Annotated in this window: 12 protein-coding genes; 6 read left to right on the forward strand and 6 right to left on the reverse strand. The window is 76.4% G+C overall.

The window, feature by feature from the left end:
• Positions 1-26: 26 nt before the first annotated feature.
• A complete protein-coding gene (locus C0216_RS14915; protein WP_114055764.1) occupies positions 27-1,283 on the reverse strand; it encodes a cation:proton antiporter in 1,257 nt (418 codons plus the stop codon).
• Positions 1,284-1,351: 68 nt separating this feature from the next.
• Between C0216_RS14915 and tsaD the strand changes: the two genes are divergently transcribed.
• Positions 1,352-2,422, forward strand: coding sequence for a tRNA (adenosine(37)-N6)-threonylcarbamoyltransferase complex transferase subunit TsaD (gene tsaD, locus C0216_RS14920; RefSeq protein ID WP_246042547.1), 1,071 nt, complete (start codon positions 1,352-1,354; stop codon positions 2,420-2,422).
• Positions 2,423-2,605: 183 nt separating this feature from the next.
• Here the strand turns inward: tsaD and C0216_RS14925 are convergent, their stop codons facing one another.
• The 5 genes from C0216_RS14925 to cutA all read right to left on the reverse strand — a co-directional run bounded on the left by C0216_RS14925 (position 2,606) and on the right by cutA (position 7,969).
• A complete protein-coding gene (locus C0216_RS14925) occupies positions 2,606-2,821 on the reverse strand; it encodes a hypothetical protein (protein WP_114055765.1) in 216 nt (71 codons plus the stop codon).
• Between the two features lie 77 nt (positions 2,822-2,898).
• Complete coding sequence (locus C0216_RS14930) at positions 2,899-4,146, reverse strand: M20 metallopeptidase family protein (RefSeq protein WP_428985428.1); 1,248 nt, start codon at positions 4,144-4,146, stop codon at positions 2,899-2,901.
• A 227-nt stretch (positions 4,147-4,373) separates the two neighbouring features.
• Complete coding sequence (locus tag C0216_RS14935; RefSeq protein WP_114055767.1) at positions 4,374-6,776, reverse strand: glycoside hydrolase family 65 protein; 2,403 nt, start codon at positions 6,774-6,776, stop codon at positions 4,374-4,376.
• Positions 6,773-7,516 carry a beta-phosphoglucomutase family hydrolase gene (locus C0216_RS14940; RefSeq protein WP_114055768.1) on the reverse strand — a complete coding sequence of 248 codons (744 nt, stop codon included), beginning with the start codon at positions 7,514-7,516 and terminating at the stop codon, positions 6,773-6,775. The genes C0216_RS14935 and C0216_RS14940 overlap by 4 nt, the downstream gene beginning before the upstream one ends.
• 117 nt (positions 7,517-7,633) lie before the next feature.
• Complete coding sequence (gene cutA, locus C0216_RS14945; protein WP_114055769.1) at positions 7,634-7,969, reverse strand: divalent-cation tolerance protein CutA; 336 nt, start codon at positions 7,967-7,969, stop codon at positions 7,634-7,636.
• Positions 7,970-8,139: 170 nt separating this feature from the next.
• Between cutA and C0216_RS14950 the strand changes: the two genes are divergently transcribed.
• The 5 genes from C0216_RS14950 to C0216_RS14970 all read left to right on the forward strand — a co-directional run bounded on the left by C0216_RS14950 (position 8,140) and on the right by C0216_RS14970 (position 14,731).
• On the forward strand, positions 8,140-8,814 hold the full coding sequence (locus C0216_RS14950; protein ID WP_246042548.1) for an esterase/lipase family protein: 675 nt from the start codon (positions 8,140-8,142) through the stop codon (positions 8,812-8,814).
• A gap of 283 nt (positions 8,815-9,097) precedes the next feature.
• Complete coding sequence (cseB, locus tag C0216_RS14955) at positions 9,098-9,841, forward strand: two-component system response regulator CseB (protein WP_281277933.1); 744 nt, start codon at positions 9,098-9,100, stop codon at positions 9,839-9,841.
• Positions 9,838-11,160, forward strand: a complete 1,323-nt coding sequence (locus C0216_RS14960) for a sensor histidine kinase (RefSeq protein ID WP_114055771.1) — start codon at positions 9,838-9,840, stop codon at positions 11,158-11,160. Before cseB ends, C0216_RS14960 begins: the two co-directional genes overlap by 4 nt.
• A 131-nt stretch (positions 11,161-11,291) precedes the next feature.
• A complete protein-coding gene (locus C0216_RS14965) occupies positions 11,292-12,074 on the forward strand; it encodes an ABC transporter ATP-binding protein (RefSeq protein WP_114055772.1) in 783 nt (260 codons plus the stop codon).
• A 95-nt stretch (positions 12,075-12,169) separates the two neighbouring features.
• Complete coding sequence (locus C0216_RS14970; RefSeq protein ID WP_114055773.1) at positions 12,170-14,731, forward strand: ABC transporter permease; 2,562 nt, start codon at positions 12,170-12,172, stop codon at positions 14,729-14,731.
• Positions 14,732-14,749: the final 18 nt, after the last annotated feature.

A 14,749-nucleotide genomic window follows, 5' to 3' on the forward strand; every position in this document is an offset into this window, starting at 1 on the left:
TTTTCCTCGTACGCCGGCCGCCGCCGTCACGGGGGAGCCTGGGAGTCCCGGCGGAGCCGGTCCAGGCGGCGGATGGCGGGCGTGGCGGCCGCACCGTGCAGGAGGACGGACAGCAGCACGGTGAAGGCGACCACGGACCACAGCTGCGGAGCCAGCGCGTCGAAGCGCGTGGTCTGCCCCAGAGCGTAGGCGAGGTAGAACAGCGAGCCGATGCCGCGGATGCCGAAGAACGACACCGTGAGGCGCTCCCGCGGCCCGGCCCTGTGCCCCCACAGGCTCGCCCACCCGGCGAGGGGCCGGACGGCCAGGACGAGCAGCACGGCGACGAGGGCCCCCTGCCAGGTCAGGTGGGGCAGGCCCGAGACCGCCAGGTAGCCGCCGAGGAGGAACAGCAGGAAGACGGTCAGCAGCCGCTCGATCTGCTCGGTGAACTCGTGCAATACCTTGTGGTAGCCGTGGCTGCGCTCGGCGGCCCGGATCGTGCAGGCGGTGACGAAGACGGCGAGGAAGCCGTAGCCGTGCAGCAGCTCGGCCGCCCCGTACGCCACGAAGGTGGCACCGAGCGCGACGAAGCCCTCCATGTGCTCGGAGAGCCGCAGTGCCGACGGCCGCGCCCGGAAGAACATCATCCCCAGCAGCCGCCCCGCCACCACGCCGACCGCGACGCCGACGGCGGTCATCACGAGCACGTCGACGACGACCCACCGCCCGATCCACCCGCCCCCGCCGCCCGCGGCGGCCGCGGCCAGGGCCGCGAGGACGAAGGGGAAGGCCAGCCCGTCGTTCAGGCCGGCCTCCCCGGTCAGCGAGAACCGCACCTCGTCCTCGTCGTCCGCCTCGTCGGTCGGCTCCCCGACGCGCACCTCCGCGGCCAGCACCGGATCCGTCGGAGCGAGGACGGCGGCCAGGAGCAGCGCCGGGGCGAGCGGCCACTGGAGCAGGGGGACGGCGACCGCACAGACTCCCGCGACGGTCAGCGGCAGGGCGATCCCGACGAGCCGCCACGGCCCGGCCCAGCGCCGCAGCCCGACCGGCCGGTTCAGGGCGAGGCCCGCGCCCATGAGGGAGACGATGACGCACAGCTCGGCCGCGTGCTCCACCCACAGCCGGTCCCGGACGGGATCCACCGCGGGCACGGGCAGCGGCAGCAGTCCCACCAGCACGCCGGCGGCCAGGAACACCATCGGCATGGACAGCGGCCGCCGGAAGACGAGCCGCGGCAGCACGGCCGCGCCGAGCGCGCCGACCCCCATGGCCAGGTACGCGGCATCGGAGAGCGTCATGCGTTCGGCCCCCCGCCCCTGATGCACATATATTGCACCTGCGATAGACCTGCAGAAAGGGACCCGTGGTGGGCGGACCGGTGGTACTGGGGATCGAGTCGTCGTGCGACGAGACCGGCGCGGGCATCGTCCAGGACGGCAGGCTGCTGGCGCACGTCGTCGCGTCCAGCATGGACGAGCACGCGCGGTTCGGCGGTGTCGTACCCGAGATCGCCGCGCGCGCCCACCTCCAGGCCTTCAACCCGGTCGTGCGCGAGGCCCTCGACCGGGCCGGACTGCGCCTCGGGCAGATCGACGCCGTGGCCGTCACCACCGGCCCCGGCCTGTCCGGCGCCCTCCAGGTCGGCCTCGCCGGAGCCAAGACCCTGGCGTACGCGGCCGGCGTCCCCCTGTACGGCGTCCACCACCTGGCCGGGCACGTCGCCGCCGACACCCTCGACCACGGGCCGCTGCCCCGCCCGTCCGTCGTGCTGATCGTCTCGGGCGGCCACACCTCGCTGCTCCTCGTACGCGACCTCGTACGCGAACCGATCCTGCACCTCGGCGACACCCTCGACGACGCGGCCGGCGAGTGCTTCGACAAGGTCGCCCGCATCCTCGGCCTCCCCTACCCGGGCGGCCCCGCCATCGACCGGGCCGCCCGGGACGGCGATCCGCGGGCCGTTGCCTTCCCGCGGCCGCTGACCCGCCCCGGCGACGACCCGTACGCCTTCTCGTTCTCCGGGCTGAAGACGGCCGCCGCCCGCTGGGTCGAGGACCACCGGGCCCGCGGCGCGCAGGTCCCCGTCGCCGACGGGGCGGCCGCCCTCCAGGAGGCCGTCGCCGACGTGCTCACCCGCAAGGCCCTGGCCGCCTGCGCGGCGCACGGCGTCCGCACGCTGATCGTCGTCGGCGGCGTCGCCGCGAACTCCCGGGTGCGCGCCCTGGCCGAGCGGCGGTGCGCCTCGGCCGGCGTCGAACTGCGCGTCCCCCCGATGACGCTGTGCACCGACAACGGCGCGATGATCGCCGCCGTCGGCGACCTGCTGGTCCGCTCCGGGGCCGAACCGGCCCCGCTCGACGTCTCGATCGACCCCTCCGCCCCCCTCGAGTACGCCGCCCTCACCCCGCTCGCCCGCACCGCCGCCCGGGCGGCCTGACCCCGTCACCCTCAGCCCTCGCCTGCCGCGCACATGCTCCTCCGCATGGCTCTTCCTGGATCGCAACCGGCCTCTGCCGGGTGCGTCTCCCCGCCTACCCGCACGCACGGCGGCAAACGGGCCCTGCCGGTCCGAGCGCAGGGGGACGAGGCGCCCTCGGGGCCGGAGTGCGCCCGGCCGGGGCTACGGGCGGGGCTGCCACTCCTCGGGGCCGCCGCCCCGCCACTCCACGAACGCGGGGTCGGTGAGGTCGGCGTCGTCGGCGTTCTCCAGTCCGGCCGCGGCGAGGAAGACGCGGATGTCGGCGGGGCGGTGGGCCACCCCGATGGCGACGCCGTCGTACCGCACCCGGCGCCAGCCGTTCTCGTCGGGCGGGTGGACGACCAGTCTGGCGGGCATGGCCCCAGCCTGGCCCCGGCCGGGCCGGGCAGCACCCCGCAGCACCCGAACGGGTGGCTGCACTGCCGGGCGGCGGCTCACCCGCTCCCGGCGGGCGCCGGGCCCGCCCGCAGCGCCGCGGCCGCATAGACGGCGGCGCCGGCGGCCAGGGCGTCCTCGTCGAACACGGCGAGGTTCGAGTGCAGGTCCGCGGCCTCCTCCGGAGGGACTCCGGGCGGGCGGGCCCCCAGGAACGCCATCGAGCCGGGCACCTCCTGCAGGACGTAGCTGAAGTCCTCTGCGCCCATGAACGGCGCGGCAAGCCGCCCGACCCGGTCCGCGCCGAGCAGCGCGACCGCCGTGTCGTACAGAGCGGCCGTGCGGTCGGCGTCGTTCACGACGGGCGGGTAGCCCTCCTCCAGCTCCACGCCGGCCTCGGCCCCGTGGGCGGCGGCCACGTGCCGCGCGACCCTCTGGATGCCCTCGCGGACCTGCTGCCGGGCGCCGGGGGAGAGGGTGCGGAACGTGCCGCGGATCTCGGCCGTCTCGGGGATGACGTTCGACGCCGTTGTGCCGGCGTGGATGGAGGCGACCGTCACCACCGCAGGGTCGAAGACGTCGAGGGTCCGGGTCACCATCGACTGGAGCGCCTGCACGATCTCGCAGGCGACCGGCACCGGATCGAGCGCCCGGTGCGGGGACGAGGCGTGCCCGCCGCGCCCTCGGACGGTCACGTGCAGCCGGTCGGAGGCGGCGAAGGTCGGGCCGGACCGCAGGTGCAGGGTCCCGCTGTCGAAGCGGGTCGTGACGTGCAGCGCGAACGCGGCGGCCACCCGTGTCCCGCCGGCGGTCTCCAGCACCCCCTCGTCGATCATGTGGCGGGCGCCGCCGCCGGACTCCTCCCCGGGCTGGAACATGAAGACGACCCGGCCGGCCAGCAGTCCGCGGCGGGCGGCGAGCAGCCGGGCGGCGCCGACCAGCATCGCGGTGTGCGTGTCGTGCCCGCAGGCGTGCATGGCGCCCGGCACCCGGGAGGCGAACTCCAGGCCGGTGCCCTCCTCCAGGGGCAGGGCGTCCATGTCGGCGCGCAGCAGCACCGCCGGGCCGGGCAGGGCGCCCTCCAGGGCGGCGGTGACGGAGCTCAGCCCGGAGCCGGTCGCCACCTCCAGCCCGAGCCCGTCCAGCGCCTCCAGGACGGCCTGCTGCGTACGCGGCAGGTGCATGCCCAGCTCGGGGAAGCGGTGGATGCGCCTGCGCAGGGCGACGGTGTCGGGCAGCGCGGCATGCGCGTCGGCGAGGAGGCCCTCCAGGGCGGCCCCTCCGGACGCGGGCGCGGGGACGCTCAACGGAATCTCCTCATCTCCTCGCGGGACGTGCCGGGCGCACGGGCACGGGTCACCTGCCATCCCTGCCCCGCATCCCGCTCCGCCACGCCGCCCGCACACCACCGGCCGCGTCCGGCGGTCCTCCGCCGCCTGCGGCCGGCCGCCCGCACCCCGCCGGGCCGGCCGGCGCGCAGCCGTTCGGCGAAGGCCCGCTCCGCGATCCGGCAGCCGAGCCCGGCCGCGCGCCGTCACGTCAGCGGGGCACGGCCCTTCGGCTGGGGCGGTTCCACCGTGTCGGGCGCGGGCGGTACGGGAAGGTCCGCCGAGGCCTGCGGGTCCAGGACCGTGGTCGTGCCGTGGTGCAGCACCGGCAGCGGCGCCCCCTCCAGCAGCGTGTACCGCGCCGCGTCGCGGCGGATGTCCACGCGCAGCCGCCGGTCCCTGACGCGGACGTTGAAGGCGAGCCGGGTCAGCGCCGGCGGCAGGCGCGGCGCGAACCGCACCGGAGCCTCCGCCTCCGCCGCTTCGCCCGGCCCGCCCGCGCCCGGCGGCAGGACGGCGGGGCCTGCGCCGTAGCGCCTCCGCAGTCCGCCCAGGCCCTGCACGAGGGCGATCCACGTCCCGGCCAGCGAGGCCATGTGGAGGCCGTCGCGGGTGTTGTGCTCCAGGTCGTTCAGGTCCATCAGCGCCGCCTCCCGGGTGTACGCCCAGGCCAGGTCCAGGTGGCCCGTCTCGGCGGCGAGGGCGGCCTGGCAGCAGGCGGACAGCGAGGAGTCCCGGACGGTCAGCGGCTCGTAGTAGGCGAAGTTGCGGGCCTTCTCCCCGTCCGTGAACTCGTCCGGGCAGGCCAGCATCGCCAGGACCAGGTCGGCCTGCTTGACGACCTGCTTGCGGTAGAGGTCGAAGTAGGGGAAGTGCAGCAGCAGCGGGTACTGCTCCTCGGCGGTGCCCTCGAAGTCCCACGGCTGCTGGTCGGTGAACCCGGCGGCCTGCTCGTGCACTCCCAGCCGAGGGTTGTACGGGATCGCGATCCGGGCGGCGGTGTCCCGCCAGTCCGCGGCCTCGGCGGCGCCGACAGCCAGCTCGGTGGCCCGGTCCGGGTGCAGGGCGACCGCGTCCGCCGCGGCCAGCAGGTTCCGCCGGGCCATCACGTTGGTGTAGAGGTTGTCGCGGGCCACCGCACTGTACTCGTCCGGGCCGGTGACGCCGTCGATGTGGAAGGCGCCGCCGGCGTCGAAGTGGCCCAGGGAGCGCCACAGCCGCGCCGTGTGCACCAGGAGGTCGAGCCCGGGGCCGCGGTGGAAGGCGTGGTCGCCGGTGGCGAACGCGTACCGCTCGGCGGCCGCCGCGATGTCGGCGTTGACGTGGAAGGCGACCGTGCCGGCGGGCCAGTACGCGGAGCACTCCGCGCCGTTGATGGTCCGCCAGGGGAAAGCGGCTCCCGCGAGGCCGAGCTGCCGGGCCCGCTCCAGCGCACTCGGCAGGGTGGTGTGCCGCCACCGCAGGACGGGCGCCACGGTCTCCGGCGCGGTGTGCGTGAGCACCGGCAGCACGAACGACTCGGTGTCCCAGAAGGCGTGCCCGTCGTAGCCCGTCCCCGTGAGCCCCTTCGCCGGAATGGCGCGCTCCTCGGCGCGGGCGGCCGCCTGGAAGAGGTGGAACAGGGCGAACCGCACCGCCTGCTGGACCTGCGCGTCCCCCTCCACCTCGACGTCGCCGTCGGCCCAGAAGTCGTCCAGGCAGGCCCGCTGCCCCTCCAGCAGGCCCTGCCAGCCGGTGCTGCGGGCCGCCGCTAGGCCGCCCTCCACCTGGTCGCGCAGGGCGGGCAGCGACCGCTGCGCGGACCACCCGTAGGAGACGAACTTCACCAGGGACAGCCGCTCGCCCGGCGCCAGGTTGGCGGTGACGGTCAGCCGGGCCACGTCCGGTTCGCTCTCCGCCGCCCAATCCGTCCCCGCGGGCCCCTCCACCAGGTGGTCGGCGGCGACCGCCACCCGCTGGCGGCTGCTGCCGGTGCAGTGCACCAGGCGCAGCCGCGTGCCGTGCGCGTGGTGCTCCTCCGGCAGGAGCGGCGAGTCGATGACCGCTGCCACGCGCGGGTCGCCGGAGGCGGCGGGCAGTTGCTCGTTGGCGACGAGCTCGGACTGCACGGCGATGCCGGCCGGCCCGTCGACGGCCTCCACGGTGTAGGAGACCGCGGCGACGGCGCGCTGCGCCAGGGAGACCACACGGTGGGAGGTCAGGCGCACGGTCCGGCCCGACGGCGTGGTCCACTCCGCGGTGCGGCTCAGCACCCCCGTGCGGAAGTCCAGGACCCGCTCGTGGGAGACGAGTGCGCCGTACCGCAGGTCGAAGGGGTGGTCGTCGACGAGGAGCCGGATGACCTTGCCGTCGGTGACGTTGATGGCGGTCTGCCCGGACTCCGGATAGCCGTAGCCCGCCTCCGCGTAGGGGAGGGGATGCGTCTCGTGCACACCGTTCAGGTAGGAGCCCGGCAGGCCGTGCGGCTCGCCCTCGTCGAGGTTGCCGCGCCAGCCGAGGTGGCCGTTCGACAGGGCGAAGACGGACTCGCTCTGCGCGAGGACGCCCAGGTCGAGGGCGGTCTCCCGGAGCCGCCAGGGCTCGGTGGCGAAGCTCGTGTGCGTGATCATCCGCGGTCCAGGAGTTCGGCGAGGTCGCCCACCACGACATTGGCGCCGTGGTCGCGCAGCGCGCCCGCCTGACCGGCCCGGTCCACGCCCACGACGAACCCGAAGCCGCCGGCCCTGCCCGCCGCGACGCCCGCCAGCGCGTCCTCGAACACGGCCGCCTCGGCGGGCGCCACCCCGAACAGGCGGGCCGCGGCCAGGTAGCTGTCGGCGGCCGGCTTGCCGCGCAGGTGCTGCTCGGCGATGGTCAGCCCGTCCACGCGCTCCTCGAACAGGTCCGCGATGCCCGCCGCGGCCAGGACGTCGCGGCAGTTGGCGCTGGATGAGACGACGGCCCGGCGCAGCCCGGCGTCCCGGGCGGCGCGCACGTAGGCGACCGAGCCCTCGTACGCCTCCACGCCCTGCTCGCGGATCATCCGCAGCACCAGCCCGTTCTTGCGGCTGCCCAGCCCGTGGACGGTCTCCCGGTCCGGGCCGTCGTCCGCGGCGCCGTCGGGGAGGGTGATGCCGCGGGAGGCGAGGAAGGTGCGTACGCCATCCTCGCGGGGGCGGCCGTCCACGTACTCGTCGTAGTCCCGCACGGCGTCGAACGGAACGAACGGCGAGCCCGTGTGCTCGGCCCGCCGGCGCAGGAAGTCGTCGAACATCTGCTTCCAGGCGGCGGCATGGACCTTCGCGGTCCGGGTGAGCACGCCGTCCAGGTCGAACAGGCACGTGCGGACGTGGTCGGGAAGTCCCAGCATGCCGTCGAGGCTAGGCCGTCTCCTGCGGATCCTGCCTGACCCACGCCGTCCGGCCCCGCGGCTCGTCGCGTTGCCGGAGCGCCGCGCCGCCGGGCCGCCGCGCCGCCGCGGCCCGGGTCACGCGCCGCGGGTCTCCGCCTGAGCCCACGCCAGGTACGCCTCCGCGGCCGCCGACACGGGCAGCACGATCCACTGCGGCACCTCGTACGGGTGCCGCCCGTGCACCCACGCCTCCAGCGCGGCCACCCGGTCCTGCACCGTCTTGAACGTCAGCCGGTACTCGCGCTCGTGCTGCACCTCCCCCTGCCACCAGTAGAAGGACGTCATCCGCGCCTCCACGTGCACCCCGGCAGCCAGCCGCGCCTCGACCGCGGCCCGCCCCAGCTCGTACGCGGTGCCCTCGTCGTCCACCGTGGTCTGCGCGAGCACGACCGGGTTGCCCGGATCCGCCATCTCCAACCTCCTCGATCGGGTTCCCCCGACCCTAACCGGCACGCCGCCCCGCCCCTCCGCCCGCCCGCCGCCGAATCCGTATGCCCCCACGGGGTGAACCTGTCGGCCGTGCGGGTGGTCGCACGGCCCGCAGCGGGCAGCGGGCGGAGCGGTCCCGCTACAACCGGCCCGTGAACTCCCGCTGCCGGCGCGCCGCGCCCGCCCTCGCCCTGGGCCTCGCCGCCCTCCTCTTCCCCCAGCAGGCCTCCGCCTCGCCCACCGCCGCTCCCGATCCGGTCGTCTTCGTCCACGGCTGGAACAGCAGCGGCTCGACATGGGACACCATGGCGGGCCGCTTCCGGGCCGCAGGCTGGCCGGACGACCGGCTCCACCAGTGGACGTACCCCTCCGGCCAGTCCAACGCCACGACAGCCGCCGCCCTGGCCGCCGAAGTCGACCGGGTCCTCGCCGCCACGGGTGCCGCCCGGGTCGACCTGGTCGCCCACTCCATGGGGTCCCTCTCCTCCCGGTACTACCTGAGGAACCTCGGCGGCACGGCCAAGGTGGACGCCTGGGTCTCCCTCGCCGGCCCCAACCACGGCACCGACGCCGCCCGCCTGTGCGGCGGCCCCGCCTGCACCGAGATGCGCCCCGGCTCCGCGTTCCTCCAGGCCCTCAACACCGGGGACGAGACCCCCGGCGCGACCCGCTACGCGACCTGGGCCTCGCCGTGCGACGTCTTCGTCCGGCCCGCGTCCACCGTCGCCCTGGCCGGGGCGGAGAACCGGACGACGGCCTGCCTCGGCCACACCGACCTGCACCGCGACGCCGCGGTCCACGCGGACGTCGCCGCCCACATCGGCTGAGGAACGGCGCTCCGGAGCGGGGCCCACCCGGCGGACCGCCCGGCGCCGTACGGCGCCCCCGTACGGCGCCCCGCGCGCGCCAGGCGGGCGGCCGGGGCCGCGGCCGTGTATCGGCCGCGTATCAGGCAGCGCTCGGTCGTCCATCCGCCTGCCCGCGGAGTCCGGTCGAGGGCCGGTCCGGCGCGGGGCCTGCCGTATCGTTCCCGGCGGGGCACAGGCCGGGGACGCGGCCGGCCCCGCCCGCCCCACCGCCCCACCGCGTCCGAACAGGAGCCGCCCGCCCGTGTCCGCGCCCACCCCGGCCGGGGCCTGCGAGCCCGCCGTCCGCGTGCTGCTGGTGGAGGACGACGACCTGATGCGCCGCTCCTTCGCCCTCGCCCTGGAACGCTACGGCTACCGGGTGCAGGCCGCCGCCGACGGCCTCGCCGGGCTCGAACTCTTCCGCGCCGAGCCCTTCGACGTCCTCGTCCTGGACGTGATGCTGCCCGGCCTGGACGGGATCGGCCTGTGCCGCCGCATCCGCGAGACCAGCCTCGTGCCCGTCCTGATGATGTCGGCGCGCGGCGACGGGCTCGACGTCGTGGCCGGCCTGGAGGCCGGCGCCGACGACTACGTCGTCAAGCCCGTCGAGACGTACGTGCTCGTCGCCCGCATCCGCTCGCTCCTGCGGCGGGCCACCTACCCGCCGGCCCCGGCCGGAGCCCCCGCCCCCGCGGCCCCCGCTCCCGGACCGGCCGCGGGGGACGTCCTGGCCTTCGGCGACCTCTCCATCGACACCGCAGGCATGGAGGTCACCCTCGCGGGCAGCCCCGTCGCCCTCACCCCGACCGAGCTGAAGCTGCTCCTGGAGTTCGCCGCCCACCCCGGCGTCGTCCTGGAGCGGCACACTCTGCTGCGCGACGTCTGGGACTACGGCTGGGACGGCGACAGCCGCGTGGTGGACCTGTGCGTGCAGCGGCTGCGCCGCAAGCTCGGCAAGGACCGCATCGAGACGGTCCGCGGCTTCGGCTACAAGCTCAGGCGATGAGCGGAGTGTCGGCGAACCGCCGGCCCGGGCCGGGCAGGACCTCCCTGCGGTGGAAGATCGCCGCGCTCGCCGCCGCCACGGCCGCGCTGGCCGCCGCCGCGGTCGGGGCCCTCGTCCACGTGTGGACCGCGCACGACATCGAGGACCGCGCCCGAGCCAGGGCGTTCAACGCCGTGTACGCCGCCGCCGACGTCCACCAGCGCACCGGCACCCTCACGGAAGGCGCCCGGCTGGACCCGCCCGACCTCCCCGCCTCCCTCCGCGCCCCCGCCGACGGTGCCCGGCACACCGCGTACGACCCGCGCACCGAGGGCAACGTCGGCCCGAGCATGTGGGCCGCCCAGCGCACCGGCGGCCCCGGGAGCCCCGTCCTCGCCGTCCAGGTCAACATGAGCAGCGAACTCCACACCCTGCGGCGGCTCGACGCGACCATGGCGGCTGCCTCCCTCGCCGCGCTCGCCGCCGCCACGCCCCTCGCCTTCTACGGGGCGGGGCTCGTCGCCCGCCGGCTGCGCCGCGTCTCCGCGACGGCGGCCCGCATCTCCGCCGGCGACCTCGACGCCCGGACCGGGCCCGCCGAGGGGCGGGACGAGGTCGCCGAGATCGCCGCCACCGTCGACCTCATGGCCGACAGCCTCGCCCGGCGCCTGCGCACCGAGCGCCAGTTCACGGCCGACGTCGCCCACGAGCTGCGCACCCCCGTCGGGGGACTGCTGGCGGCCGCCGGCCTGCTGCCGCCGGGAGAGGTGGAGGACCTGCTGCGCGCCCGGGTGCGCGATCTGCGCGACCTGGTCGAGGACCTCCTGGAGATCTCCCGCCTCGACGCGGGCGCCGAGCGCCCCGTCTGCGTCCGGGTACCGCTCGCCGCCGTCGTCGCCGAGGCCGTGTCCCGGACAGGGCTCGACACCCAGGTCACGCTCGCCGGGCCCGGGCCCGGGCCCGGGCCACGGGACGCCGGACCCGCCACCGCGGATCCGGAACCGACCGCGGACCCGGAGCCCGTCGTTGAGACCGATCCGCGCCGCCTGGAGCGGATCGTCGCCAACCTCGTCGTCAACGCCCACCGCCACGGCGCCGCCCCGGTCCGGGTCACCGTCTCGGACCGCACCGTCGTCGTACGCGACCACGGGCCCGGCTTCCCGGACGACCTGCTGCTCCACGGCCCGCGCCGGTTCCACACCGGCGCCGCCGAGCGCGGCAGCGGCCACGGCCTCGGCCTGACCATCGCCACGGGCCAGGCCCGCCTCCTCGGCGCCGAGCTCCGCTTCGGCAACGCCCCGGACGGCGGCGCGGTCGCCACCCTGCGCCTGCCCGCCTGAGGGTCCGCCCGCCGGCGCTGCCGCACGACCGCGACGAAGCGGAGCGCGCACCGATACACCGCCGACCAGGAGCCGATACGCGGCCGCGGAACCCTTCGGAGTGCACCGTACGCACCCGAAGAGGAGCCCCCGTGACCGCCGACCCCTCCGCCCCGCACACCGCGGCCGCCCCCCGCGGCGCCGCCGCCTCCGCCTCCGGCCTGACGAAGGTCCACGGCAGCGGCGACGCCCGCGTCACCGCCCTCGACGACGTGAGCATCACCTTCCGGCAGGGCGGGTTCACGGCCGTCATGGGCCCGTCCGGATGCGGCAAGTCCACGCTCCTGCACTGCGCCGCCGGCCTCGACACACCCACCTCCGGATCCGTCCGCATCGGCACCACCGAACTCGGCACACTGGACGACCGGGAGCTGACCCGGCTGCGCCGCGACCGCATCGGCTTCGTCTTCCAGGCCTTCAACCTGCTGCCGACGCTGACCGCCCTGGAGAACATCACCCTGCCCTCGGCCATCGCCGGGCGCCGCCCCGACCGGGAGTGGCTGGAGCGGGTGGTGTCCATGGTCGGCCTCTCCGGGCGCCTCGGCCACCGCCCCGCCCGGCTGTCCGGCGGGCAGCAGCAGCGCGTCGCCGTGGCCCGCGCGCTCGCCTCCCGCCCCGCGATCGTCTTCGCCGACGAGCCCACCGGCAACCTCGACTCCCGCTCCGGGGCCGAAGTCCTCGGCTTCCTGCGCGACTCGGTGCGCGACCTGGGCCAGACCGTCGTCATGGTCACGCACGACCCCGGCGCCGCCGGCTACGCCGACCGCGTCGTGTTCCTCTGCGACGGCCGCCTCGTCGACGAGATGACGCGCCCCACCCCGGACCGGGTCCTCGACCGGATGAAGGCCTTCGAAACCAGCTCGCGCACCAGCTGACCGCCCCTCCCCGGCACTGCCCGCCCGGCACCGCCCCGCCCGCGGACCGCACCGCACCGCAGCGGACCGCCCCCGCACCCCACCGAAAGCCGCCCATGCTGAGAACAGCCCTGCGCAACGCCCTCGCGCACAAAGCCCGTTCGGCCATGACCGTCCTCGCGGTCTGCCTCGGCGTCGCCTTCGTCTGCGGCACCCTCGTGTTCGCCGACTCCACCGCAGCCGCCCACCGCGCCGCCGTCTCCAAGAGCTTCGCCGACATCGCGGTCACCGTCACCGCGAAGCCGCCCCTGCCCGGCACCGCGGACCCCGGCCCCGACGTCCTCGACGACGCCCTCGTCCGCACACTCGCCGCCATCCCCGGCGTCGCCGCCGTCCGCCCCTCCGCCGACGGCTCGGCCACCCTGAACGCGGCCGACGGCACCCCGCTGCGCGCCGGCAAGGCCTGGGCCAACCTGGCCTCCGCCTACGTCCCCGGCCCCGACGGCAAGGACGGCCGCCACCCGCTGGCCGAGGGCCGGGCCCCGGTGGCGGCCGGGGAGGTCGCCCTCGACAGCGGCACCGCCGCCGCCGGCCGCTACCGCCTCGGCGACACCGTCACCCTGGCCACCGACGGCCCGGCCCTGCGCAAGCGGCTCGTCGGCACCGTCCGCACCACCGACTCCCGCGTGACCGCGGGCGGCACCCTCGCCGTGTTCGACAAGGCGACCGCCCAGGAGCTGTTCGCCGCCCCCGGCCACTACACCGGCATCGACCTGACCGCCGCACCCGGCACCGGCCAGGCCGAACTCGCCCGCCGGGTGACCGCCGCCCTCCCCGCCGACCGCGCAGAGGCCACCACCGGCGCCGCCCAGGCCGCCCGGCAGTCCGACTACGCCGACACCCTGACGCGCGGCCACGAGAAGCTGCCCATGCTCTTCGCCGGGGTCTCCCTCTTCATCAGCTCCTTCCTCGTCGTCAACACCTTCACCATGCTCGTCGGCCGACGGACCCGGGAGATCGCCCTGCTCCGCGCCATCGGCGCCACCCGCCGGCAGGTCGTCCGGTCCGTCCTGCTGGAAGCCGCCCTCGTCGGCCTCGCCGCATCCGCCGCCGGCTTCCTGCTCGGCCTCGGCATCGCCGCCGCCCTGCCCGCCGCCCTCGGCACCGACCAGGACGCGCTGCCCCGCGGCCCGCTGGTGATCGGCCCGCTGCCCGTCGCCGCGGCACTCGCCATCGGCGTCGGCGTCACCGTTCCCGCCGCCTGGCTGCCCTCGCGGCGGGCGGCCCGCATCGCCCCGGTGGAGGCCCTCCGCTCGGCCGGGCAGCAGCCCCGCGCCACGGGCGCCCGCACCCGCGTCCGCGCCGCCGCGGCGGCCGCCCTCCTCGCCCTCAGCGCCTTCCTGCTGCTCCCGCTGACCCAGGCCGAGGACGCCTCCGAGGGGAACCTCCGCGACGCGATGGCCGGCTGCGCCCTCCTCGTCGCCGCCGCGGTCGTGCTCACCCCGCTGCTCGCCGCCCCCGCCATCCGGGGCGCCGGCCGCCTGACCCGCCGCCTCGGCATCACCGCCCGCCTCGCCCAGGAGAACGCCCTGCGCGACCCCCGGCGCACCGCCGCGACCGCCGCCACCGTGCTGATCAGCACCGCCCTCGTCAGCGGACTCGCCGTGATCGGCCACTCCGGGGCCCGGGCCCTGGACCGCCAGGCCGCGGAAGGCCTCGCCGCCGAGTACGTCATCAGCACCCCCACCCCCACCACCGGCATCGACGACGCCACCCTGCGCCGCGTGGCCGGCACGCCCGGGATACGCGCCGCCCACGGCGTCGCCGACTCCACCCTCTTCCTCGGCGGCAGCGTCCGGAACATCGCCGGCGTCGATGCGCGCACCGCCGACGAGGCCATGCGGCTCGACTTCACCAGCGGCTCCGCCACCGGCCTCGGACCCGGCCGGATCGCCGTCTCCGCCACCACCGCACGCGACAACCGCCTCGACACCGGAAGCCGCGTCACCGCCCGCATCGGCCGGAGCGGCCCCGACACCGCCTACACCGTCGTCGGCGTCTACCGCGACAACCCCACCGCCGGCGACGCCCTCGGCGCCCGCACCGAGGTCCAGCAGCACCAGTTCCGCCCCGGCACCGTCCAGCGCATCCTCGTCCGCACCGAAGACGGCGCCCGCGGCATCCGCAGCGGGCTGCGCACCGCCGTCGGCAACAGCCCGCTGCTGAAGGTGCAGGACCGGGCGGAACTCGTCCGCGAGGCCGCGGGCGTCATGGGCGACCTGCTCACCCTGATGTACGGGCTCCTCGCCCTCGGAGCCGCCATCTCCGCCCTCGGCATCGCCAACACCCTGGCCGTGTCCGTCGCCGAGCGCACCCGGGAGATCGGCGTCCTGCGCGCCCTCGGCGTGGACCGCGCCGGCATCCGCCGGACCATCCGCCTGGAGGCCGTCACCGTCGCCGCGTACGGCACCCTGCCCGGCCTGGCCTGCGGGCTGTTCGGCGCCTGGGCTGTCGGCTCCCTCGCCAACGGCGCCATGCAGCAGTACGCCTTCCGGCTGCCCTGGGCAACGCTGCTCCTCGTCTGCCTGGCCCCCCTCGCCATCGCCGCGGCCGCGGCGGCCGCACCGGCCCGCCGGGCTGCCGCACTCCGACCGCTGGAGGCCGTCGCCGAGCAGTAGCCGCCGCAGTCACCCGCC

Origin of the sequence: Streptomyces globosus (assembly GCF_003325375.1) — a bacterium.
Classification (GTDB): domain Bacteria; phylum Actinomycetota; class Actinomycetes; order Streptomycetales; family Streptomycetaceae; genus Streptomyces; species Streptomyces globosus_A.

Excerpts from the sequence above, each read along its gene's own strand:
- C0216_RS14915 (WP_114055764.1), bottom strand. The coding sequence starts at position 1,283 with ATGACGCTCTCCGATGCCGCGTACCTGGCCATGGGGGTCGGCGCGCTC.
- C0216_RS14925 (WP_114055765.1), bottom strand. The coding sequence starts at position 2,821 with ATGCCCGCCAGACTGGTCGTCCACCCGCCCGACGAGAACGGCTGGCGC.
- C0216_RS14935 (WP_114055767.1), bottom strand. The coding sequence starts at position 6,776 with ATGATCACGCACACGAGCTTCGCCACCGAGCCCTGGCGGCTCCGGGAG.
- C0216_RS14940 (WP_114055768.1), bottom strand. The coding sequence starts at position 7,516 with ATGCTGGGACTTCCCGACCACGTCCGCACGTGCCTGTTCGACCTGGAC.
- cutA (WP_114055769.1), bottom strand. The coding sequence starts at position 7,969 with ATGGCGGATCCGGGCAACCCGGTCGTGCTCGCGCAGACCACGGTGGAC.
- C0216_RS14960 (WP_114055771.1), top strand. The coding sequence starts at position 9,838 with ATGAGCGGAGTGTCGGCGAACCGCCGGCCCGGGCCGGGCAGGACCTCC.
- C0216_RS14970 (WP_114055773.1), top strand. The coding sequence starts at position 12,170 with ATGCTGAGAACAGCCCTGCGCAACGCCCTCGCGCACAAAGCCCGTTCG.